The organism is Hydrogenoanaerobacterium saccharovorans, assembly GCF_003814745.1.
Classification (GTDB): domain Bacteria; phylum Bacillota; class Clostridia; order Oscillospirales; family Ruminococcaceae; genus Hydrogenoanaerobacterium; species Hydrogenoanaerobacterium saccharovorans.
In genome coordinates, this window is the sequence record NZ_RKRD01000001.1 from 127,426 (window position 1) to 152,645 (window position 25,220).

A 25,220-nucleotide genomic window follows, 5' to 3' on the forward strand; every position below is an offset into this window, starting at 1 on the left:
TGCTGTATTATTTTAGGGGTGTCGTAATGGATTATAATGAAAAGGCAGCAAGCAATATCGAAATAATAAGCTATTACAGCGGAGTTATTATATTTGGCACTGCTTTATTAATGCTCATTCCAATTTTCTTTACAATTGTTTGTTTAGAATTTGCACCATTAATCGATTTTATAATTAGTTTTTGCATAACAATGCTTGTAGGCATATTATTAATGATTTTTGGCAGGCGGACTCAAATACAAAATGCAACAACTCTATGGAAACACGGCTATATTATAGCTGCATTTACTTGGATTGTTTTGATGATGCTTTGTGCAATTCCGTACAGGCTCAGCGGACATTTGCAATCGTTCCTCGACTCTTGCTTTGATGTAATGAGCGGGTTTACAACCACAGGCTTGCTGTTAACTCAGGATTTAGACCATTTATCCGTTGGTTTAAATATGTGGCGTCATCTGCTGACATTTATAGGCGGGCAGGGGATGATTGTTTTAGCACTTTCGTTTATATCCAATCAGGTAAGCGGCGCATACAGGTTATATGTAGGGGAAGCTAAGGATATTGAACTTGTACCCAATGTGGTAGGAACAGCAAAAATAATTTGGAAAATAAGCATGGTATACCTGGCTATAGGAACTTTTATGCTTTGGGTCACTGGTATTATAATTGGGTTAAACCCTATTACAGCATTATTCCATGGCTTTTATATGTTTGCATCTGCTTGGAGTACTGGCGGATTTTCTCCCATGACTCAAAATATGATGTATTATCATAGCTTTGCATATGAAATTATTTGCCTGATAATTTTGGTTCTTGGCTCGTTTAACTTTGGGCTTCATTATGCTGTTTGGCAGGGCAACAGAAAAGAATTTGTTAAAAATATTGAAACTCGCAGCTTTTTTATAACATCTTTGTTGTCATGCATACTCATTCTATTATGGCTGGCGAAATCAAACGTTTATCCTGATGCAGTTTCCGATTTTAGGAGAGTGGTATTCAATGTTCTATCTGCCCATACAACTACAGGTTTTACCAATATTTATGCAAGGCAATTCGCACTTGAATGGGGAGATATCGGGGTATTGATTATGGCGATAGCAATGCTGATTGGTGGTTCGGCGTGCTCAACCGCAGGCGGATTTAAAGGGCTGAGAGTGGCAATCGTGTTTAAATCCATCATTGCCGATATTAAAAAACTTCTTTCTTCTGAACGCAGCATAAAAGTTTACAAATATCACCATATTAAAGATTCTGTTTTAGAAGACGGCGGCGTGAAGTCTTCGGCAATCATTATACTTTGCTACATAGTGCTGTTTGCTGTGGGAACAATTATGGGAATTTTCTGTGGATATCCCTTGGGTAGTTCTGCGTTTGAAGCCGCATCTGTTACTGGTAATGTAGGCTTATCCATTGGCGTAACATCTGTATCAATGCCCAATATACTAAAAATATATTATATCATTGCAATGTATATGGGAAGATTGGAGTTTATTTCGGTATTTGCTTTAATAGGATTTATCATAAAAGGGGTTAAGAAACTATGCAGAAAATACTAAGAGTTTTCTTCGCCGTATTTGTGTTGCTTTTTATATTTCCCATTCAAGTGTTTGCACAAGTGAACATTACGAACATTAACAGCTTAATAGAAAATGCAAAACAACTGGATAACAGTGCTGTAACGGTAGAAGGCGAGGCTGTTGGTGAACCATTGGAAAGAGGAAATTATTGCTGGGTGAATATAAATGATGGTACAAATGCCATTGGTGTTTGGATGAAAGCTAAAGACGCCCAACAAATTAAAATGTATGGCGATTATAAAAACAAAGGTGATATTGTTCGTGTTTCCGGAGTATTCAGAAGAGCCTGCAAAGAACATGGCGGTGAAGCCGATATCCATAATGAGAGTATGCAGGTTATAAAAAACGGATATGTAGTTAAAGAAAATATTTTAGTTGTAAAACTGGTTTGTGCTGTCATATTAACTCTTATACTAATTGCTGCGATAATAACAATTCATAAATTTAAAATTATTCAACTGCCTTATCACTTTTAGGCAAAACAAAAAGGTATCCATTTCATATGAAATGGATACCTTTTTTGTGGTATTTAAACAATAATTGCTTGCATATCTTTATCCGTAAACATTTTCTGTACTTGATTTATTACTTGTGCAGATACTGTAACAAGAACTTTATCTCCTAGAATAAACTGTGTACTGCCTTGAGGAATTATAATTTCATTATTCCTGAAAACAGAAACAACATTGCAGCATTCGGGGAGGTTGAGCTCCCACAACTTTTTATTTTTGCATTCAGATTTATTTGTAACTTGAAACTCTCGAACAAAATAATTTTTGCTTTTTGCATTAAAATATTTATCAATACCATATGCAATGCTATCTTGGTTAATCATTTGCTTTAAAATAGTTGGGGTACTAATACATTTATCAATGCCTAAGCTGTAAAAGACATCTATGTTATCAGGGTTATTTACTACGGCATATGTGCTTTTAACATGAAAAGTCTTTTTTGAAATTTCGCAAACTACTAAATTATCAGCATCATTTTCATATAACGAAATCACTAAATCTGCTTTGTGTGCATTTGCATTTTTAAAAACAAATTCATTTATATCACTCTCGCATATTGCAGGTATTTCATATTTATCTGCAATTTTTCTGCATAAATCATAGTTAGAGTTCACTAGAGTGATTTCGTGCCCCTCATCCTTTAAAATTTTAACGAAATATTCGGTACATTTATTTTCTCCAAAAAGTATAACGTTCAATTCATATCACTTCTTTTCATTTGCTAAAATTAATTGTAATTCTTTTATAGAAAGTAATAACGGGGATAAAGTGGTAATATTCATTTCTTTACATAAATCTTCTTTTTCAATATTTTTTAGTAGGGCTATTACAGTATTGGTTCTGTAGTATTTTTTTGCAATTTGAGAAATCATGATATTGGAACTGTCACTGTCGGTAGCTGCGACCAATACGTCGGCAGACTCAATTCCGGCAGCTTCCAAAACTTCTCGTTCTGTAGCATCGCCTTTAATATAACGGTAAGAAATACTGTTATCCAGTAAAGCCAAACAGTTTTCATTTTCATCAATAATTGAAACATTAACTTTCTGGTTACATAAGGTCTTAGCAAAGTAAGATCCTAGTTTCCCGCAGCCAGCGATAATGATATTCTCTTGTTTATGGTTAAAAAATAACATTGCAATTCATACCTTCCTTCATAAAATATAATAGCATACATACTATAAATCCTGTATAAAGATAATTTGTTTCATATTAAGATTTTATAAATAAAAATAAGTAAAGCTAAACTAGCTTTACTTATTTTTAAATACATCATAATTCCCCAACAAAACGATATCCAATGCCTACTTCAGTAATAATATATTTGGGATTGGTAGGATCATCTTCAATTTTTCTGCGTATGTTTGCCATAAAAACTCTTAAAGATTGAGTATCGCTTTCTAAATACGAGCCCCACACTTGCTTTAAAAGATAACTGTGTGTTAAAACTTTACCACAATTGTTTACAAGTATTTTTATGATATCGAATTCCATTGGTGTTAAATGAATTTCAATTTCTTTTTTAAAAACAGTATGATTTGAAATATTGATTTCTAAATCTCCAATTTTATATAAAGTAATATTACTGCTTTCTTCTTTCGCTGAATGCCGTAGAATTACTCTTATTCTTGCAAGAAGTTCATTTACGCTGAAAGGTTTTGTAATATAATCGTCTGCTCCGAAATCCAACGCATCTATTTTTTCTTTATCTTGGTCTCTTCCAGAAACTACTATGATAGGTGTTTGAGAAAATTTACGCACTCGTTTAATGATGTCCAATCCATCCATGTCAGGCAAACCTAAATCCAAAATAATCACTTCAAGGTTATTTGACGTAATAGCACTTAGCGCTTCTTCTCCGGTTGATGCTTCAATAATTTTATAATCTTGAGTTTTTAACGAAAAACTGATAAATGACCTTATTTGCTTATCATCTTCCACAACTAAAAATAATTTGCTGCTATTCATATTATTCCCCCTATAATGGTAAGCTGAATTGTATAGTAGCACCTTTTTCTAAATTATTTTTGGCAAATATTTTTCCACCGTGAGCTGAAACAATTGCCTTACAAATAGAAAGACCCAAACCGTTGCCTCTGTGTTTAGTATCGGACGGTAAATCATCTGAGATAAAGAATAGATCAAAAATTTTATTAATATTTTTGGGATTGATTCCTGTTCCATCATCAATAACACAAAACCATACTAGCTTCTTCTCAACATAAACTTTGATAATTATGTCATCCGTTGGGTTTGAATGCTTAATCGCATTATCAACAAGATTAATCAGTACCTGAGCAATCAGCTTACCATCCATAGGCACAAAAATAATTTCATCTGGAATATCGACTGATATTTTATTTGCAGTTGCATATTTTGAAAAATAATGCAGCACAACACCAATGATTTCTTCTATAGCTTCCGGTTTTTTATTTATATTAAGTGAACCTTCTTGAACTTTTGTTAGGCTTAAAATATTCTCAACCATTTGAGTAAGCCACAAAGAACTGTCATGTATACCTTTTGCAAATTCTAAATTTTCTTTCTCTTTTATGTTGTATATTAAAATTTCTGAAGCACCTGAAATGCTTGAAAGAGGGCCTCTTATATCATGCGAGATTGCTCTTAGAAGGTTGCTTTTAAATTTTTCGCGTTCTACTTCGTTTTTAACAGATTCTTTTTCTCTATACAAACGCTCACGCTCTAAAGCTATAAAAATTTGATTGCATATAGAATTTATTAATGCCTTTTTTTCTTCATCAACTGCAAAATTTTTTGGGAGACAAAGTATGCCGTACTGATTTATTTGGTTTTTGATATAATAGATTGTTTTACATTCTAATAATAGTTCTATTTGTTCTTTAGAAATCATTTGAGAAGTGATAGAGCGCTTTTCTTTTACAATATCATATCGGTAAGCGATGTTATCAATAGATGTTAAAAATGTTACTTCACAATCAAATAAAATAGAAATACATTGCAATGAGATGTTGGCAACATCAGAGATACTCGATGCCTTTGCCAGTGAACTTGAAATTTTAAATAATGTTTGAAATTCTTTTTTATTTCTGTTGGCGGCTTTCGAAGATTCAATTATTTTACTTGTTAGTGTACTGGTAAGGATAGATGCTAAAAGCATAACGACAAATGTAAGAAAGTAGCTCTTATTATAAACTTTAAATGAATAAATAGGTTCTATGAAAAAAAAGTTAAAGCTTAACATAGATAATAAAGAAGCCGAAATTCCATATAAATACCCTTTTGTAAAATTTGAAATAATTAAGACAGAGAGAATATAAATAACAACAATATTGGTATCTGAAAAACCTAAATGCTTAAAGATATATGACAAAATAGTAGCAATCGTTAGAATTAATAAAGTTAGTGTTGATTGGAGTAATATTTTATCTTTATAATTCAAAATCCATTTCACTTCCACTGATATTAATTTATAAAATTATAACACATTTATTAACTTTTTTAAATGTAACCGTCAAATAATGCCTTCATAAACAAGTCCATTAGAGTTGATCTGACCCTCGAAATACCGTACCATTGGCAAAGTTAGCCCTGCAAAGGTTAAGAAAAACTGGACATAAAGTTAAATATTTAAGAATTTTGTATTTCAAACGCGTAGGGCTAGCCAGCCTAGAGCAGAGTGAATTCATTTAGTATTATAGTAGGTTTCAATATATTTGAATATATCCACACGAGCATCATCTTCTTCACAAGAATCATCGTTGGCAGCTGCAACAGCAATGCAAGACAAGCAAAGTGATAGTCAAAATTGAATTCAACACCAATCATCATAGTTATTCATGTGTTGTTTATAGCCGCTGGAGTTAGTATTGTATATAAGCAGAAAAAGAAATAAATTGAAGAAAATTAAGTCTGTATTATGGTGCTAAATGAGTTGCTCATTATGTTTATACATTAGGGCGATGTTGACCCTGCTTTTCTGCTGATAGATGCAAAAAAAGAGGAGCTTAACCGTCGCCGCCCATTAACTAAGGGCGAATTGAAACGTTTGTCTGAGCAGTTCATGGTGGACTTTACTTATAATTCAAATGCTATTGAGGGTAATATCCTAACATTAAAAGAAACAGCTCTGGTATTACAAGGCTGACAGTTGACCAAAAACCTCTTAAAGACCACTTAGAGGCTGTGGGACATAAAGATGCAATTTTATTTATTGAGGACATTGCAAAGAAAGATGTCAAGATTGACGAGTTTATCATTAAGCAAATTCACTCACTGGTGCTACTAAATTCACCTGAAGATAAAGGCGTTTACCGCAGAATTCCTGTAATGATTATGGGAGCGTTTACTGATCCTGTACAACCATATTTAAAAGATGACAGAACTGATTATAGAAAATACAAACCGCAAGAAAACAATGCACGATATCGAACGCATTGCAAGATTTCATCTTGAATTTGAGGGTATACACCCATTCATTGATGGAAACGGAAGAACAAAAGTCTATATGTTGACCTCAAGGTTGTTTAGTTTTTAGCACACTCCTCATGGCGGTTTCTTGTTTAATTAATTAGTAAACCGCAGGTCTGTGATTATTGATAAGGCAGACTATTTCAAAACACATAAACTACAAACCAAAAGCGGTTTATGACAAATAAAAACAGAGGGTGGCAACACCCACCCTCTTATATATGCTATTGTGGCTCAATGGCAGAGCAGCAGTATCGTAAACCGCAGGTTGCCCGTTCAACTCGGATTATCAGCTCCAATATCAGAAATCACCCTAAAAGTCGAAACTTTTAGGGTGATTTCAATTATGCTTGTTGTGATACAATTGATGGGTGACAGATAGAAAGAAAGGAACAGCTCCAATATGATATAATGTTGATAACTACAACAACATTAATCAAAAAAGGAGCTGTTCTAAGGACAAAGAGTACAGATTGATGTGAAGACACATACTGACAAATTGTGATATAATATTATAAAATATTTTTTAAACCAAGGTGAACATTATGCTGAAAATAGCCATCTGCGACGACCAACCACAGGAGCTTGAAGCCATTTGCACTAATTTAAAGGTATATCTTACAGTTAATCCATTGGAGGCTGAAATTCAAAAATTCACACACCCCGATGAACTGCTGTCAGCGATAGAAAACGAAAACTTTCACATTTACCTATTAGACATCGTTATGCCTATGGTAAATGGATTAGAGCTTGGATGTCAAATTCGGCGTCTTGACCGTGAGGCGCAAATTATCTACGCCACTACAGAACCGCAATTTGCCCTGCAGGCATATGCGGCAAGCCCAATCAATTATCTCATTAAACCAATTGACAAACAGCAGCTATTTGATACGCTTACACTGGCAATCTCAAAAATGGACTTAACCGAGGATCAGACGTTTACTGTGAAAACCTCCGATAGTCTGCGTGTCATAAATTTATCGGATATCGCCTGCTTTGAATATCGCAGTCACTCTGTTCTGTTCACGCTAAAAAACGGCGAGGAATTTTTAAGCCGCACCATTCGAGAGAATTTTTCGGAATATCGCTCTCCAATCTTGAAGGATAGGCATTTTCTGCAATGCCACACTTCTTTTGTTGTCAATATGCGTCGTGTGGAGCTGTTTTCTAAGGATAGCTTTACACTGTGCGGTGGAAAAATTGTACCCATTGCAGCAAAGCAATATGCTACAGTGCGAGATACATATATGAACTATCTTATGCAGAAAGGGGCACACAAATGATTGAACATTTTCCAGACTTTTTAAGAGCGGCTATATCCACCACTGCCAATGTTCTTTTAATGATAACCCTGTTGCAACCCAAATACTCAAAAAAAGTTACAATACTTACAATGTTGGGAATTCTTGGAGCCGATCTTGGTACAGCTGTTTATTGTTATCTAAGCGGCAACTTAACTCTACTTGCAAAAATTGACACAATATTGTTTGCTGTTTTGTGCTTTGCAGTACGCCCATTGTTCAAGGACACCTTTATGCAGTGGCTGTTTTCCTATCTTACAGTGCAAAACATCAGCGACATTGTCATCATATTAAGCTTTACCATTTCAAGAAAATTGCCATATCCTGTCTATGCAAACTCCATCCTACGATTTCTCCTGTTTGGCGCTTTTTTGCTGATTTTATTACGCTATGTTCGCCCACTGTATCGGCAGGCGGTGGAACATTGGACAGCATATTTTGCTATAGCATTGGGGGTTTATATTACCTTTACTTACTATGTTTTGTTGTCTGACAATATTGTGGCTACACTGACCGAAGAGGCAATTCCTCTGCTTTTGGTAATATTGATTGGTCTTGCCGCATATGGCTCTATTTTTATCTCTCTTAAAGATCTGCAAAGAGAGTTTAGAATAAAAGATGAAAACCAAAAAATGCAAACAGAGCGAGAATATTTGAAATTGGCGGCAGATAATATGTCCCAGAGGCTTAAGCTTATGGATGAGGTTTCTGTGCAAAACAGCCGTGCCACCCATGACCGACGCCATTTTAACAATGTGCTGTTGGAGCTTTTAAAGCAAGGAAAATGTGATGAAGCGGTTGAGCTGCTAAAAAATCAAAATCAAGTTGTGCCCAAAATAATTAAGGTTTACTGCGAAAATCCAATTGTCAATGCAGCTATTTGCCATTATGCAGGCATCGCAGAACAGAGTGGCATTAAAACCGAAATCGAACTTGATATTCCAAGCTACATCACGCTGGATTCCTTGGAGCTTTGTTTGGCAGTTTCAAATCTGTTAGAAAATGCGATACAAGCTTGCAAGAGACTTGAAAATACAAAGCTTTGCTATATTCGCTTTACCTGCCGTAATGTTGGACGACTGCTTTTAGAAATAGAAAATACTTGCCATAAGAATACCGTCCTTGATAAAAACGGCTATCCCATTGCCCACGAAGATGGTCACGGAATTGGAAGCAAAAGCGTCAGTGCCTTTGCAAAAAAATATGATGGTGAACTGATGTATAGCATCGAAAACGGAAATTTTCGAGTTCGGCTGTTGGTGTGATAACAGAAAAGTTTTGTTTGTGAACAGCGAAATTTAAGATAATATGAGTCTTTTAAGTGTAAAGGCTCATTTTTTTATTTTTTATGGTATTTTATTGAGAGAAATTTATATAAAATATGTGTATCAAAGAGCGTAATAGAATGAAAAACCACTGGCATGAGGACAGCCCTCTTGCTGCCCCCAATACCGAGGGCAACGTGTGGTCAAAGCAGGTTTGCACTGCCTTTGAGCCGAGAGCCGATACCCCTAAAGGTCTTAGTCAGTGCTGGTACTGATTCGCCGATTTTCATTTGGAACAAGCCCCGCTCACTGGATGTGGGAGTGTCCTACTGGCAAAAAAATATTAAAATAGGAGATGAAGGTATGAAAAACCAATTTTAAGCATTTTACTCAAGATATGTATAAATGCCAGCGGTATAGGCGTAAAATGAAAATAGTAGAAATTTATTTGTCAAGAGCGAATTTTAAGTAAATATAGTTTTTTAAGTGTAAAAATGGGTCTTTTAAGTGTAAAAGCCCATTTTTTTCTTTTTTTATGCTAATCTGTGAGCAAAAAATTGTAAAGCTTTTTATATAAGATTGATATTTACTGCAGGAGAAAGAAAATTTTAGATTGATAAAAATAATTGAAAGAAAAAGAAGAAGGACAGCTTATGTTGAAACTTAAAAAGGTAATTGCGTTTCTGATGGCACTCACTTTTTTTTGCACCGAAAGCCTATTTCTCGTGTCCGCCTATATAGGAAGTGAGTCAAATGTATCTGATCAATCGGAATCAGCTGCGGGGCAAGCGAAAACTTCATCAAATTATATTGATGGCGAAGAAGTAAAGATTGATGGAAAAACCTATTGTCTATTTAGCAATCTTGCAAAAGGTGAGAAGCTGGAAGACGATGGGGTGCAAAGCGAAGCATTTCCAGAGATAGACGCTGCGCTTGAGGCACGTATTCAAGCACTTACAGACGACTTCACAAATATTATCGGTGCGCTTTCCATACACCAGCCGGAGGATATTTTTGTGGATTTCGGTACCCCCGTTACAGAGTTCGTTTTGCCCAAATATCTGACAGCGGAGGATGCGGAAGGCCGTGAAGTGGTACTTATGGTACAGGAATGGAAGCAGCTTGACAGTAAGCAGTCTGAAGCCAGTTCTTCTAATACCAGCTCCTCTGAGACGAGTTCTTCCAATGCAAGTTCCTCCGAAGCGAGTTCTTCTATTACCAGCTCTTCTGAGACGAGTTCTTCCAATGCAAGTTCCTCTGAAGCGAGTTCTTCTATTATCAGTTCTTCTGAGACGAGTTCATCCAATGCAAGTTCCTCCGAAGCGAGTTCTTCTATTATTAGCTCTTCTGAGACGAGTTCATCCAATGCAAGTTCCTCCGAAGCGAGTAGCAGCAGTACCGCCTCGCAATCGGAGCAAAAAACCACCAACACGGTACAGTCTGGCGTAATCCAGCTGCCTAATAAGACAGAAGCGCTTACGAACACCGAAGATGAAACAGCGAAGGAACAAATTTACACGTTTATTCCGATACTGGAAAAATGCGTGTATGAAATTGATTCCACAAGTATGCCGGTGCTGACTGTGCATGCGGTGGCTACTCCCACTGAGCAAAGCGCAAGCCGCGTAAGGTTGGCAAGCTTTGAAGCAAATTTCTTAGGGTACGATCTTGGTGACAGCAGTTCGGCCATGCAGTTTGCATATGACACCAAATCAAATGCCATGGGGATTCAGTACCGCACGGGGACAGGAGAATACAATTCTTTGTTTAGAGATATCGATCTCTATGACACACGCATCGGCATGCAGACCAATTTTATAGCGTCTGGCTTTGCCTTGAGCTATAAAAATTCCAGCGGAAAGCTGATTGATATCCGTACGCCGTGTGCTACCACCGCCATTGAAAACAAGAACCGTGTGTATTTTCCAGACCCGGGTTTAAAAACAGCAATTGACGACAATACCTACCTGATTGCGTGGAACTTTGGCGACTTCCGATTGGACATCCTTTATCACTACATCAACGGCAGCCGTTCCTTTTCAAAGGAATACCGGCTTCAGGCTCATACAAAAATGGAGAATATTCAGTTGATGGAATGCATGGATACCAACAATTCCGCCCAGTATTGGAACCAGAATATCTATCGCGCCTATGTCGGCGACTGTGTATTTTCCATTTTGCCCGTGACGCCTATTTTCGCCTATCAAGGCGGATTACTGGGAGATTATTTCTTTAAAGTGTTTACCGCCTATACCCCAGATAAGACGTTTGCCAATTCCATGGGGAATGGCTCCGCATTTGGACTGAAATGGATTACAAGCACGCTTTCCAGCGGCAGCACAGCCACCTACAAATATAACGGCTTTGTTTCCACCGGAGACGGCGCGCAGGATATTTCCGTGTTGTCGCCTGCCATGCAGGAAATTGACACAACAGAAGCAGCAAAGACGGCCATGTTCAATTTTGACATCGTCAATTTGTCATCTGTCTCAAGAACACTAAGTCTATCTGCCTCAACCGATTCAAGCTCAGTTAAGGTCAACGTAGGTACCTCCCAAGTAACCGTCGCCCCCGGCGGGTGCACCACAGTAATGGTTCAGGCGACGGCACCGAAGAGTTCGCCCACGCATAAGGCAAATATTTATTTGAAAGCGAGCGACGGCAGCGTCTCGGGGCAGGGCGTCGCGTCCTTAAGCGTCAAGACTGTCACGATTGGGAAAAACGAAGCCCCTGATCTTACCCTGAGCGTGCTCTCGGAAAACCAGCCCTTTATGGATTATGACTCGGATTATCTATATAACCTTTATGTAGATGAGTTCCCAGCCACCCTGATACTCACCGCGACCGACAAAGAGGGGTTGGTCGTCAACAACAATGGGTTTTCATCAAAAGACAATACAAAGCTCTACCCCACCACAATCACAGGCAAGGAGCCGGCGGGCTCCGCAAGCCCCACAAAAATTATTTACAGCATCACAGTAGACAAGCCCACGACTTCCCCGCTGGACCTGAGAATTGAGGACATCAAGGTGCTGGATAGTGCGGGCAGCAAATGGATTTGGTGGGAGGCGGGTTACTATCTCAACGTCAAGCTCAAAGAGAAAAACCCGCCCACTGCGCGCGGCTTGTGGTATCAATCCCCCAACCCTGGTCAGGGATATCCTCCCAATTCGTGGTTCATCATGATGGGTTCGATGAACACTTCCAATCCGCCCAGCGGGTATGGCCGCGTGATGGTTGACGGTCTAAAGGACGATTCATCCGTCAGGTTAGTGCAATATTCCTTCTACAATCGTGGGAGCAGTGAACCCATCAAAACACTGGAGGATTATTCCTTTAGCGGTGTCAATGTGGATTTTGATATTTACGGCGACGTACGGGCGACCGTATACGACCGGTTTGGCAACACTACTACAACAAGCAGCGAATTCAAACAGGCAGACGGTACTCCCCTTCCGCTTCAGGGGCAGCTACGCATTGATAAAAGCCCACCCGATATTAAATCGCTGCGGGCGACGAAGGCGCTGGACGGCGGTTTGCCGATTGACCTCAATCAGACCTACAACTATTTGCAACTGACGCCCGAGATAACGGACAGCGCCAGCGGCATTGCGAAAATCGAGGTCATTAGCGGCAATACGGTGCTTAAAACTGTGGAACCTGTCGGCGCACCGCTTACCTGCAACGAGCCCATTGAAGATATTCAAGCAATGGGCTTGCAAACCTTGCGGCTTCGTGTAACCGACGCGGCAGGTAACGTGGCGGTTTCAAAGGATAAAATCATCATTCGCATGGACAGCGTTCGACCTGCCCTTCATATAACGGGCTATGACGGAAAATGGATCAACAAGGATATTAATCTGCTGATTGATTCAGAGACACCCGTCGCCTCCAAGCTAACCTATACGCAAAAGGAGTCAACAACAGAGGACTGGACGAAAATTGGTGGACCCGTCAGCTGGAATGAACAGGTTTCTTATGATATCAGAAAAGATATGGACACAGTTTACGATTTTAAGGCTGTATCCGAATCAAAGCGCGAGGATACAAAATCCCTTCCCATCCGCCGAGATACGATTATTCCGCCGCAAGCGGAGATTACCGTGAGCGGCGATACCGGCACCAATGGCTGGTACAATTCCGTTACGGATTCGGGCAAATTGCAAGTTAGTACCACCGTGGAGGCTGCAAAGACTGGTGAATCGCCCAATCGGGTTGAATACAGCCTGACTAAAGCGGGCGATACGGAAAAAGAAATGGTGGTCGTTGATGGCCTCCTTCCTGAAATTACGAAGGACGGAGTTTATTCCTTGTGCGTGCAAGCCAAGGATGAGGCAGGAAACGTTAATACACCGCTCACCATGGAGCTGCACCGCGATACCGCCCCGCCTGTGGTGAACAAGGTAAATTTAGCCGTTGATACCACACGCAAAATACTCAACGAAATCTCCTTTGGCGCATTATTTAATGATACGGTGAAGGTGACGATTGACGCAAGCGACGGAACCAGCGGAATTGCCTATTATCTGGTGAAGTTAGCGGATGCGGTAGGCGATACAATTCCAGACGGTGCGGCGGCAGATGAAAACGGCTGGGTACGCCACACCAAGCCCTTTTACATCCATAAGGATTATAAAGGCGCTGTGATGGTAAAAGCAGTAGACCAAGCGGGGCATGTAAGCGCACTGTACACCAAAACTATGTTGGAAGAGCTGACCCCTCCGACCGTGCCAAACATTACGGCAACTACCGAATATGGTACATACACCTCCGGCGAATGGGTAAACAAACCGGTAACAATTCGTATTGCAGACTCCTCAGCGCTGTCGGGAATGTATGCTTATGACTACTATGAAACGCCAAACGAAAATCCCACCCGTTCAACAAAATTCCCTACAGAAAAGCAATACGCAGCTTCTGTGCAAACGGACATAACAGCCTATGCGCTGAGCAACGCGGGCAACACGAGTAGCGCGTCGGATGTGTTTATGCTGCGCTGCGATCTCGACAGCCCTGTAATTTCAGTGCAATCCCCTCTTGCGCCCGGCATGTGGACAAATCAAGCGCTGCGTCTGGAATTGCAGGCGCAGGTGGGTATTTCGGGAATTTCAAAGGTTACCGTACAGCGTGGTACGGTGAAGGATAGTGTTTTTACGCCTGAAGCAGGCTTTGCACCGTTGGATTTGACTAGCAGTATGGTAAAAGGCGTAACGCAGGGGCAGCTTACCGCTTACACCTCCGCCTTTTTCGCAGACGAAAATAGAGTTTACCGTATTACGGTGCTCAACAATGCGGGAACCGAAGTCAACTATGATTATCCGGTAACTTGCATTGACAAGGTAAAGCCCAGACAAACCACCATGCACATCACACCGGAAAGCCCCAACGGCAAAGAAAACTGGTATGTGACCAACCCCACAATCCGCTTTGATACCAATATTGTGGATGTGGACGGCATTACCGAAGGACGCAGCCCTGTCAACGTTTGGTACCAGTTAAATAAGGATGGTACACAGGGTGCACCGACGCGCTTGGGTTCGACTATCATCGGAAGCAGCTATGATGGAAACAGTCTTACCGCTCTGGGCAAAGACAACAATGATAATTGCGACATCATCCCCAAAGCAGAATTCACAGGTAACATGAATGCCTATGAATCCGGTGCAGGCAGTGTGAATGCGCCTGTGATTACAGATACGGTAGCAACAGGCGTGGGCGCCAGCGGCAGTATTGGCTACAAAGATAGTGCTAAGATCACTTACACAGGACCCGGCACAGCGATTGGAACGTCTTGGCAGCTGCAAAATTTCATCAACACCTCTTATTCAAGCGGAACTTTCTATTTGACTTCCGATATCAATTTAACAGGCGTTTCGCTCAATCCCGGAGGGAAAGGTAATATTAATTTTTACGGAAACGGACATACCGTTACAGGCTTAAGTCAGGTCATGTTTGGGTATCTGTGCTACAATTCGCTGGTGCGCGATATTGTTTTGGAAAGCCCCAAGATTGATAATGTTTATCAATTCAGTGCGGATGGCATAGTATACGGTATCATCACCCGCACCTTAGAAGGTACCTCCCAGATTGTAAACTGCAAAATCAATGGCGCAACCTTCACAGATCAGGGCACCTTGACACCGCGTAGTAGCCTTGCGTTTGTATCGGGGCTTACGGGAGCTGGCACGAAGATTACGAACTGCACGGTTAGTGGAAGCACACTTATCGCTTCAAATAAAAACGGCGGCAGCAACAATATCGGCGGTATCGCGGGTGGGAGCGGTGCTGAAATCAGTAATTGCGAGGTGATAAACAGCACCATTAACGCAGCCGGCAACAGCTATGTTGGCATGATTGTGGGCAGCGCTAGCACCCAAGTGAGCAACTGCCTTGTGCAGGGCGGCGGCATTACGAACGCAGTATATGCGGGTGGAGCCTTTGGTTATTCCTCGAACAACATTGTGAACTGTACGGTGAAAGACGTCAACATCAGCGGCTCAGACTATGCGGGCGGCTTGGTAGGCGGAATAAACACCGGCAACATTAGCGGCTGCATCGTAACAAACGCCAACGTCAGCGGTTCGAACTATGTAGGCGGCTTGGCGGGTTCTTCCACAAGTGGGATTACCAACTGCGCCGTAACAAACGGGAACGTCATAGCCACAGGCGGAGGCAGCTACATAGGCGGTTTTGCAGGATTTCTCACCGGAACAGGAACATATACCGGCAACGTCACCTCCGCCAACGTCAACGCGCCCTTGGCAAATCATGTCGGTGGCTTCGCGGGGCGGCTGAATATAAGAAATGTATTCACGGTCAACAAGTCGTTGGGCAACGTTAAAGGTAAAGATTCTGTTGGCGGATTTGTAGGCAGCATGATTGCCACTGCCGCCGCAACTCACTGTCAGGCGCTCGGCAACGTTGATGGCTCAAGCAACGTCGGCGGATTTGTGGGTATCGCAGACAACTGCATTCCGCTCTCACGATGCAGTGCATCGGGCAACGTAACGGGTTCTGATAGTGTGGGCGGTTTGGCGGGCATTCTGACGAACACCAACCTCAGCCAGATGAGTGCACAAAACAATACCGTTAAAGGCGGTGGAAATACAGGCGGATTAGTAGGCAAGCTAACCGGCAGTTCCTCTCTAAGTAATCTGGCAACGGCAGCGGCAGTATCGGGCACCGGGAATGTCGGCGGTCTGGTTGGCAATGCCACAAATACTTCTTCCCTAGGCAACTGTATCTATAACGGAAGCGGCGTAACCGCAACGGGCGCAAATGTTGGCGGTGCAGTTGGACTAAGCGACACCACAGGCACACTGCAGAACATCACGGTTTCTGGCAGCGTCAGCGGCGGCGATTATACAGGCGGCGTAGCTGGTTCCGTTGCAAATACCGCCATACAGTATGCCATTTATAAACCCGGCAGCGTCAGCGGCGGTAACAATGTCGGTGGCTTTATTGGTGCACTCACCGGCGGCAGCATCTATTGCTGTGGTGCAAACATAACACAAACAACGGGTGGCAGTAATGTGGGCGGCTTTGTCGGTAATAATCAGGGTACCATTGCTTATGCAAGCACACGTATAAGCGGTGCTGTTACGGCAAGCACCAATCAGGCGGGCGGCTTCGTCGGTCGAAATAATCAAGGCTATATTTCATCTGCCAATGTGTCGGCATCCAATATATCCGCACAAAACAACGCAGGCGGCTTTGTTGGTGAAATGACAGACGGCAGCCTAAGCAGCTGTGCAAGCCTTGTAAGCGGCTCTGTTTCGGCAAACAGGTCGGGCGGATTTGCGGGGCTGATTTCAAACGGTACCGTTGCTTTTTCGCAGGCAGACACACCCATTGTCAGCGGCAGTGGAGTGCGCGGAGGTTTTGCGGGTGAAAATTATCGAGGCAAAACAGATATTATACTGAATTCTGACGGTGTTTATGAAATCATCTATTGGGTGCAGGATGCTGCCACCAATTTAGGTGACAGTGCAAGCACGTTTGTTAAAGTGGATACCACCTCGGCAAAGGCTTCCACGCTCACGCTGCTTGACAGCAGTGATGCATTAATTGCTTCCTATTGCAGCGCACTTACCAATGTAACCTATCCATCTTTTTACGATTATGTACGGGCAAGTGTGCAGGCAATAGATGCCACCAGCGGCGTGGAAAGCATAATCTATGATTTAGTATCTACAACCAGTCAAACTCCCAGCCTTACCATGGGCATCAGCAAAAAAACCGTTGCATCGGATAACGTACATTTCATTGCGCCTGCCAATTTTCAAGGCATTGTGCTGGTGCAAATCACCGACCACGCAGGCAATGTACACACTATTAACTCCAACGGGCTGAGCCTAACCACCAGTACAGGTATAACCAGCGCAACCGTTGCATCGGGCGTGAACGGTTGGTACAAAAATGCGCCTACAATCTCTGTCAACACATCAATTGTGGGTGGTTTGGCAATTGCCAACCATCAGGTGTCTGTTAATGGCGGCGCATGGCAGAACATCAGCGGCACAACCTATACACCCACAGCATCCGGAGACTTCAGCTTCCGTGCAAGGTTTAGCAACAACACCTATTCGGTACCATCCGCTGCTCTGTCGGTGCTGCTGGATACAGAAGGCCCTCAGTTGTCACTTTCGGCGCGTTCGGCAGTAACAGGCAACCTTTATCGTGACAGCGCAATGCTCAGCATGATTGCCACAGACACAGGCAGCGGCGTAGCCGTAACGCAATATTCCATGGATGGCAGCAGCTTTATCACAACAAATGGTCAGGCGCAAATCAACGCACCTTTTAATGGAAATGTAACTGTTCGATCGTCAGACCGCGTTGGTAATGTGACGAATAAGACAATTGCTCTTATAGTGGATAACATACAGCCTGCCGTGAAGCTTTCCGCAAAGGACAGCGATCAGAAACAATATATTCCGGGAACTTATGGCGATACCGCCAAACCTGTAACGGTTACCATTGCGGACGGCAACAGCACCCTCGCCGGCATTGATTACTACGAAGTTCGTTTGGATGGCGGCGCATGGCAGAAAATAAGTGGCAACACGGTATTGGTGGATAAAGTGGGCGATACAACGGTGGAAGCACGTGCGGTAAGCAATGTGAATATCGTCGGCCCCACTTCTAAAATTGTTATAAGCTTGGAAAACCGCTCGGGAGAAATTGCCTTTACAGCAACCGCAAACCCCGCATGGACCAATCATAGCCGTGCTATTGTCATAACCCCTGCAAATTCGGTGGGGTTCGCACAAAAAATCGTCTATGAGGTGCTTGAAAATGGCAGTTGGGTACCTGTTCCGGTAAGCAACAGCTATCTGGCTGACAAGGAAGGAATTGAGAATTGGTCGCTGCGCGCACGCACAGAGGATGGCAGTGTGACAACAACCAGATCAGCTACCACATATATTGATAAAACAGCCCCAGGCGATACGACAGCAGGTGCAACAGAAGCCTTAACCAACGGCTGGTATAAAGAGCTCCCCATTATTACGGTACATCGTCCCACATGGGTGGAAAACACAAGCCCCGAAAGCACAGACTATGCGCTGTTTACCGATACGCGCACCTCGCTTGCACCACTTGTTGGGGACAAAATTTCCATTTCATCAGACGGCAGCTACACTCTGCTGCTGCGTACAAAAGATGAAGCGGGTAACATTGGCGGCATTAAGACGTATACGGTTGCGGTAGATACGATTGTGCCTGTTATGCAAGAACCGATGGAAGGCTTTGCGGCGGGACTGAAAAAACTGTTCAGCAAGCCCTTTACCGTAAACCTTCAGGCAACAGACGCAGGCAGTGGCGTAGAACGATATGAATATCAGCTCATCAACGGCACAGAAGAGCCTGCACAAGATGCATGGGTAACCGGCAGCAGCGTAACCATTCCTTCGTCTTTTAATGGCGTGCTCTACGCGCGTGCGTATGACATGGCGGGGAACCAATCTGCCATAGCTTCTTACGCTTATCTTGTGGACAGCACCGCACCCGAAGCCCCAATCATTACGGTGGTTAATCCCACACCGCCGCTTTCGGAGGAGCAGTGGTACGCACAGGATGTTACGGTACACATTATGTACAACGGGGCAGTGCCCACTGCCGGTATAAAGCGTTTAGAATATTCACTGGATGGCACATGGCTGCCAGTGCCCGAGGATGGCAATGTGACCGTTACGACAGAGGGGCTCAACCGTATTTCTGCCCGCGTGGTAAGCAATACCCATGTCGCAGGGCAAATTTCCTATCAAAATTTACGTATTGATAAAACCGTACCAAGTTTTACGCTGCATAGCAATGCCGAAACTTGGATTAACGGAACGGCAGAGGTAACGGCAACACCGACAAACATTGTGAAATCGCCTGTCACCTACTATTACAGTATAGACGATGGTGCAAGCTATCAGAAGCTGGATGCTGTAGGTACTCTCAAGTTATCCATTGTGGAAGATTACAACGGCAAAGTATTTGTCTTTGCAAAGAACGAGGCGGGCAAGAGCAGTACTGCCAGCAGCGTAAACGTGAAGCTGGATAATACACCGCCCTTAAACGCTTTGTTTACAGCGCAAGGTACGATAAGTGATGATGCGTGGTTTAGTGATACGCCAGTAATTTCCATACATCCTCCCCAAGCGGACAACGGCAGCCCCATTTCTACCTATTACCATTTAATTGGGGATAAAACAGCAGATTGGGTGAAATATGACGGCATCAGTTTGCCTGCTATACCTACCAATGTGGATGGCGCACATACTATCGCATACAAAACGGTAGATGATGCAAAAAATGAGAGTGCTGTGAAATACCTGAATTTACAGGTAGACCGCATTCCTCCCACAGTGGAAGACATCACCTATCATCTGCCGGATGACGAAACATCCTTAAATCCACTTTTGGATAGCCTTGGCTTCTACCAGCAGGAGATTGGCATCACTATTAAAGCAAACGACGACGTAAGCGGTTCGGGCTTGATGAATATGAAATATTACTTCTCTAATTCTGCAAAGCCTTCGGAAAACCCGACGTGGATGACTGAAGATTTGAGGCTTAAATCATCCTCAACTATCTACCAGCGCAAGAACTTTGCAGGCTATCTGCACTATGTGGTGTATGACAAAGCCGGCAATGCATCAGCAGAGCAGGTAAGCGGCTACCTCAATATCAGTGTGAAAAAGCCCATTATTACTGTAACAGGCAATACATCGCCTGTTTATCGTGATTGGTTTAAAACACAATCTGTTCTCACGGCAGATATTCTGGAGGAGAATTCGGGGCTTAAGTCGGTCTCCGTGCTTTATAACGGTGTGCCCGTCTACCAAAAAGACTATCCCACACCGCAGAACGAGGCAGAAATTGTGACGGCACAGCAACTGGGGATCAGCGTTGTGCAAAACGGCGAGGGACGCACGCAGGTGATTACGATTTCGGACGGCGTGAAGGACTTCGTGCACAACGATAATACCCCTACGGATACCGGACGATATGAATTCACCATTCAAGCCACCAATTACAACGGCAACAGCGAAAGTACGCTGTATTGTGTCTATGTGGATGGCTGCATACCCGCAACACCCATTGTAACCCATAAGCTGGGGAATGCAGATGGTGCGAATTACACTGTTGGCACATGGACCAACACGTCCATTGCTACCCTGATTGCAGATGATCCAAAACTGCAAACCTTATCCGGAATTGAGCGCTTTGAGGTTTCCGTTTCACAAGACAATACGGAATGGTCGGCGTGGACGCCAATCAATATGCCACTGGAAGCGCAGCATTTAATCAATAACCAGATAAATTCCAATGCCTACCATAAGTTCCGAAGCGTATCTATGGTGGGGATTGAGGGTAATGAAAGCATTGCCTATCATTGCATGGTAGACGCACAAAAACCTGAGATGTCTGCCGTTGCAGTAAGCAGCCTCAATGCCCGGGCTTGGGCAAAGGAACCCCCCATCATCACCGTAACCCCTCCCACAGATGAAGCGGAGCGTGCACAAAGCCCTGTTTCTACCTATTATCGCTTTGGTACAACGGGCACAGAAACAACCCCTGTGGTGTACAATGGTAGCAATGCACCTATTGTAACACAGCCCGGTACATATCAAATCAACACATTTGCGCGCGACGAAGCCGGCAATACAAGCGAAAATCCGGACAAGTTCTTCCTTTTTGGCTACGACAATACCTTGCCGCTGTTTAAGCAGGTACTTGCGGGCAAAGACGCTACCATGCGCCTTGTGAAGAAAGATACGCAGATGCGTTTGGAGGTGCTGACAACCGATACCATCAGCGGTGCTATGCAGGCGGATTACCTGTTGTATAACCGCACTGGCAAAAAGATGGAACCAAAGATTACGTCAGCCGTTACAAATGGCAGCGGTGCGGACGCTTATATGTTTACCATCCCCTTTGACGATCCCGCCGCAACACGCTTTCAACTGAAATCCATTACAGACGCCGCAGATAACACTCTGGACATCGACTCCCCTGCGCTTACGGTAATCATGGGCAAGGTAGAGGAACGGAACGCCGACGGCACGATTTCGACCAAGAAGGATTGGGAAATTCAGTTTAAGGATAAGGGCGGAAACACGCATACCACCACCCTTGACGACAATGGCGAATATCAAATTCTTCTTCCTGATGGCAACTATGATGTTACTGTCAAGAATGATTCTGATTCTGACGGCGGTCCACTTGCAATAGGCGAGGTTGTGGTAGGCGAGGAAATGGGCGGTAATCTGTATGATGAGCAAACGCGTCGTGTAGATTATTTGATTGACCGTGTAACGCCAATCCTCAGCATCAAAACAAGCGGAGTAATTGGAGCATGGACAAATCAAGATATAACGTTTACGCTTGGTAACGATGCGGTATTTGCAAATCGTGTGCCATACGCATATTATGTTAGCATAGACGGCGGAGAATATATGTCACTAGACGGTTTATCGAACTGGGATTTCGCCAATAACACACTCACCCTTAACGATACCAATGTGCACACCTATCGCTTTAAGATTATCACAAAAAAAGGCCTTACGGATGAAAGCAAAGCGTATGACGTAAAACTTGATAAAGTTGCACCAGCTGTGGATTCCATTTTGACGACAGACGGCTCCAAGAGCAAGGAAACGCTCGGCGTCAAGGATAACACTGTAAACGGCGTATTCTACAACAAACCAACCAAGGTAACGGTTCATACGTCGGATGACGATGTTGTTGAGTTTTCCTATTGCTTTGTTGAAACAGAGGATGCAAATTATCTGCTCAGCGGCAAGGAACCATTTACAAAGATAAACGCAGCCCAGTCCATCACCGTAAACGTTGCGGATAATTTCCGTGGAAAGCTATTTGTGAAGGTTCAGGATTGCGCGGGCAATGTATCTACAGTATACGAAGCTTATTTTACGGTCGATCAAATCCGTCCCACCGTTGTGAGCATAAAACCATCCAATGAAAGCGTTGATGTAGGCATAGCGGATGTGTTCACGATAGAATACAGCGAACGCATGAAAATGGGCGGTGGCTCTATCAAACTGTACCGCAAGAGCAATAAGCAGCTGTTAGCTGATTTTTCCTCGAGTAACCGTCGTGCCAAGCTTTCCAGTGATTGCAAAACCGTGACCTTTACCCTGCCTTATCTGCTGGAACACAGCACAGATTACTACTTGGTAGTTGACGATGATTTTGCGGTAGACTGGGCAGAAAACACGTTGGAAACGCCATTTGGCATGGCAAAGGATAAGCAATGGTACTTTCGTACCGAAGAAGAAAAGCCCATTCCGGATGAAGATATTCGTCTGCATGAATTTGAAGTATATCGCATTTTTGATGAGAACACCTTAAAACGCGTGTATTCCACAATTGTGCCGAATATGGAAAAAACACAAAGTCTTACGCTTCTGCGCTCGGCAAATGATGTGCGGTTGAGTATCAAGCCTATATTTGACAGCAAGCCCTCTGACCTTACGGTAACGGTGGCAGAAGGCAATGTACAAACCCAGCTGGATGAGAAAAAAGAAGCCATCCTGGCAACCTTCCCCAAGGGAGAAACGGGTAGAGCAGTAATTAAAATCACTTTAGGTAAATCCACAAACACATTTACGTTTATCGTCAACTTCTTAAATCCCGAGATGAAGGTAGTTGTTAGGGATGAATTAAATGTCGATGCGCAAGTGGATGAGAACATGCTGGTCAGCCTTATTGATCCACCTACGGATGCTGAAAAAATATTAATAGAGCTTATTATCGCAAAGGCGGAACATGGGGATGCAACCGCAGATGAAATTACAAGGCTAAAGAATGCGGCAGGCAGACGTTCTGTCCTGATGGATATAAGCCTGCTGATGACCACGGAAAGCGAAGGTAAAAAGACGATACAAAAGTTAACCAATTTGCAGGAAAACCTGAAGATTACGCTTAACATTTTGCCTGAGGTTATGAATCCACGCGGATATAGGGTGCTTCGCATGCACCGGGATGAAATTTCCAACTTGCAATTCACAACTGACAGCAAAGTCATCAACTTTTACAGCGACCGATTTTCGCTGTTTGCGATTGCGGCTGTGAACAAGTCGTCAAAGAATTCGGATAGGGAGATTGAGCCTGAAACACCACCGGAACCATACGAGGAAAACACAGTAGACACTGCCAGTTCTTCTGCCGACCGACCGATTCAGTCCACTCAACCAAATCCTTCAAATGGCGGTGAAGAAGCTGGCAAGGGGGATGCACAGGCTGTTGATGAGGAAAAAGTGTACAATAAGGAACAGGATGTACAGGCTGTTGATGTTGGTAAAGTGTATGGCAAATGGAGCCTAATTGACTTGCTATGTACACTGCTTACAATCGCAATGGAAGTTATCATACTGCTACGCAAAAAAAGAACTCTGTTAGGCATTATTCCTGCAACTGTTATTGCCATCGGCAGTGTGATTTTACTGATATGTACACAAACCTTTAGTGCCCCCATGGTGCTTTGGGATGTATGGAGCTCACTATTCTTGATGTTGAGCTTGGTTACCATTATCATTTGTTTGTTCTTGCGCAACCACCATAAAACAAGAGATGACGATGAAACCTCACAGTCATCGACTGACAAATAAGGTTCTATAAAAAATGTTGGGGTACGCACATTTAAGTAATTGTAATATGCGTACTCTTACAGGTTGGAAAGAAAGATCGTACTTATCTGATTAAACTGAAATTGCCATAACAGAATGGTCACCATTGTATTTATTTAAGATAATTGAATATCAACAACATAATTAAAGAAAAGATGACGGATACATTTTCGCACAGACAAACGGCAAGGCGATGTGTCCGTCATCTTTTACATATCGAATAAATTTACTGCAAAAGTTAGAATTATAATGGAAGAATATGAAAAAGAGGTAACAGATATCCAATCTTGACAGAGGACACCTATTTTACATATCGACTGAATTTGCTGAGAAAGAAACATAGCTTAGAGGGCGAACTTCCAAGTTTGTTTAATTCATTATTCTATCAAGTGTAAAGATAAAGGGCTGAGGTTAATACCTCAGCCCTTTGCCGTATCAAAACATGTAGAATTGTGCTGTATTATTTTGTAACATTAGTTATAGATTTCTAATTGTGGTGATGGTATGATAATAGTGTATATTATAAGCTGGAAGCTTCCAGCAATGATTTTGTAAGACAATATTAGTACCATAATATACAATTCGCTTAACTGTAGGTAATAACATTAGAGGAAGTTCATAATGAATCGTGTTATTGTAGCAAACCTGCGTAATTTAGGAAATGCGTATTTCCATTACAACAGAGGCTGGCGGAAGAAAAAAATTGACCTATCAAAGGAGACAATGTTATGAATATTAAGCCATATGATAAAACAATTAGAGATCTTCTTGGTTCCAAAAGACAATTTGTGATTCCACGCTTTCAAAGAGAATACTCGTGGGGAAAAAAGAATTATCAATTATTTTTTGAAAGACAGTGGTGTTGCAAAATTGCTTGACCATTACATTCAGATGTACTTATGAACTTCGCAGTAGACCAGTTACTTTACACAGCTATAAATTTTGTATAGCTGCATTACATCACCAATGCTTT

The 25,220-nt window shown here is 42.5% G+C and carries 13 protein-coding genes; 9 read left to right on the forward strand and 4 right to left on the reverse strand.

The window, feature by feature from the left end:
* Nucleotides 1-26 precede the first annotated feature (26 nt).
* Nucleotides 27-1,556 carry a TrkH family potassium uptake protein gene (locus EDD70_RS00585; RefSeq protein WP_092754031.1) on the forward strand — a complete coding sequence of 510 codons (1,530 nt, stop codon included), beginning with the start codon at nt 27-29 and terminating at the stop codon, nt 1,554-1,556.
* The gene (locus EDD70_RS00590; RefSeq protein ID WP_092754029.1) at nt 1,541-2,053 is read left to right on the forward strand and encodes a hypothetical protein; all 513 of its coding nucleotides are present in this window, start codon (nt 1,541-1,543) and stop codon (nt 2,051-2,053) included. Before EDD70_RS00585 ends, EDD70_RS00590 begins: the two co-directional genes overlap by 16 nt.
* Before the next feature lie 53 nt (nt 2,054-2,106).
* Here the strand turns inward: EDD70_RS00590 and EDD70_RS00595 are convergent, their stop codons facing one another.
* The 4 genes from EDD70_RS00595 to EDD70_RS00610 form a co-directional block, all read right to left on the reverse strand.
* On the reverse strand, nt 2,107-2,787 hold the full coding sequence (locus EDD70_RS00595) for a potassium channel family protein (RefSeq protein WP_092754027.1): 681 nt from the start codon (nt 2,785-2,787) through the stop codon (nt 2,107-2,109).
* A gap of 6 nt (nt 2,788-2,793) precedes the next feature.
* Nucleotides 2,794-3,225, reverse strand: a complete 432-nt coding sequence (locus tag EDD70_RS00600) for a potassium channel family protein (protein WP_092754025.1) — start codon at nt 3,223-3,225, stop codon at nt 2,794-2,796.
* A gap of 136 nt (nt 3,226-3,361) precedes the next feature.
* The gene (locus tag EDD70_RS00605; protein ID WP_092754023.1) at nt 3,362-4,057 is read right to left on the reverse strand and encodes a response regulator; all 696 of its coding nucleotides are present in this window, start codon (nt 4,055-4,057) and stop codon (nt 3,362-3,364) included.
* Nucleotides 4,058-4,067: 10 nt separating this feature from the next.
* Nucleotides 4,068-5,510 (reverse strand): DUF4118 domain-containing protein, encoded by a 1,443-nt coding sequence (locus tag EDD70_RS00610; protein WP_123810986.1) that lies wholly within the window; start codon nt 5,508-5,510, stop codon nt 4,068-4,070.
* A gap of 743 nt (nt 5,511-6,253) precedes the next feature.
* Here EDD70_RS00610 and EDD70_RS15265 point away from each other — a divergent pair.
* From EDD70_RS15265 to EDD70_RS14840, 7 genes are all read left to right on the forward strand, one after another.
* Complete coding sequence (locus EDD70_RS15265) at nt 6,254-6,523, forward strand: hypothetical protein (protein WP_341465125.1); 270 nt, start codon at nt 6,254-6,256, stop codon at nt 6,521-6,523.
* Nucleotides 6,486-6,605 carry a Fic family protein gene (locus EDD70_RS15270; protein ID WP_341465124.1) on the forward strand — a complete coding sequence of 40 codons (120 nt, stop codon included), beginning with the start codon at nt 6,486-6,488 and terminating at the stop codon, nt 6,603-6,605. Before EDD70_RS15265 ends, EDD70_RS15270 begins: the two co-directional genes overlap by 38 nt.
* 478 nt (nt 6,606-7,083) lie before the next feature.
* Nucleotides 7,084-7,821, forward strand: coding sequence for a LytR/AlgR family response regulator transcription factor (locus EDD70_RS00625; protein WP_092754019.1), 738 nt, complete (start codon nt 7,084-7,086; stop codon nt 7,819-7,821).
* On the forward strand, nt 7,818-9,104 hold the full coding sequence (locus tag EDD70_RS00630) for a sensor histidine kinase (RefSeq protein ID WP_092754017.1): 1,287 nt from the start codon (nt 7,818-7,820) through the stop codon (nt 9,102-9,104). The genes EDD70_RS00625 and EDD70_RS00630 overlap by 4 nt, the downstream gene beginning before the upstream one ends.
* Nucleotides 9,105-9,244: 140 nt before the next feature.
* On the forward strand, nt 9,245-9,379 hold the full coding sequence (locus tag EDD70_RS15195) for a hypothetical protein (protein WP_278320594.1): 135 nt from the start codon (nt 9,245-9,247) through the stop codon (nt 9,377-9,379).
* A gap of 378 nt (nt 9,380-9,757) precedes the next feature.
* Nucleotides 9,758-24,229 carry an Ig-like domain-containing protein gene (locus tag EDD70_RS00640; protein ID WP_123810987.1) on the forward strand — a complete coding sequence of 4,824 codons (14,472 nt, stop codon included), beginning with the start codon at nt 9,758-9,760 and terminating at the stop codon, nt 24,227-24,229.
* A gap of 746 nt (nt 24,230-24,975) precedes the next feature.
* Nucleotides 24,976-25,125 (forward strand): DUF262 domain-containing protein, encoded by a 150-nt coding sequence (locus tag EDD70_RS14840; protein ID WP_162840873.1) that lies wholly within the window; start codon nt 24,976-24,978, stop codon nt 25,123-25,125.
* Nucleotides 25,126-25,220: the final 95 nt, after the last annotated feature.

Bases quoted from the DNA above. Each gene is read 5' to 3' on its own strand.
- EDD70_RS15195 (WP_278320594.1), top strand. From the start codon at position 9,245: ATGAAAAACCACTGGCATGAGGACAGCCCTCTTGCTGCCCCCAATACC.
- EDD70_RS00585 (WP_092754031.1), top strand. From the start codon at position 27: ATGGATTATAATGAAAAGGCAGCAAGCAATATCGAAATAATAAGCTAT.
- EDD70_RS00600 (WP_092754025.1), bottom strand. From the start codon at position 3,225: ATGTTATTTTTTAACCATAAACAAGAGAATATCATTATCGCTGGCTGC.
- EDD70_RS00605 (WP_092754023.1), bottom strand. From the start codon at position 4,057: ATGAATAGCAGCAAATTATTTTTAGTTGTGGAAGATGATAAGCAAATA.
- EDD70_RS00640 (WP_123810987.1), top strand. From the start codon at position 9,758: ATGTTGAAACTTAAAAAGGTAATTGCGTTTCTGATGGCACTCACTTTT.
- EDD70_RS00590 (WP_092754029.1), top strand. From the start codon at position 1,541: ATGCAGAAAATACTAAGAGTTTTCTTCGCCGTATTTGTGTTGCTTTTT.
- EDD70_RS00630 (WP_092754017.1), top strand. From the start codon at position 7,818: ATGATTGAACATTTTCCAGACTTTTTAAGAGCGGCTATATCCACCACT.
- EDD70_RS00625 (WP_092754019.1), top strand. From the start codon at position 7,084: ATGCTGAAAATAGCCATCTGCGACGACCAACCACAGGAGCTTGAAGCC.
- EDD70_RS14840 (WP_162840873.1), top strand. From the start codon at position 24,976: ATGAATATTAAGCCATATGATAAAACAATTAGAGATCTTCTTGGTTCC.
- EDD70_RS15270 (WP_341465124.1), top strand. From the start codon at position 6,486: ATGCACGATATCGAACGCATTGCAAGATTTCATCTTGAATTTGAGGGT.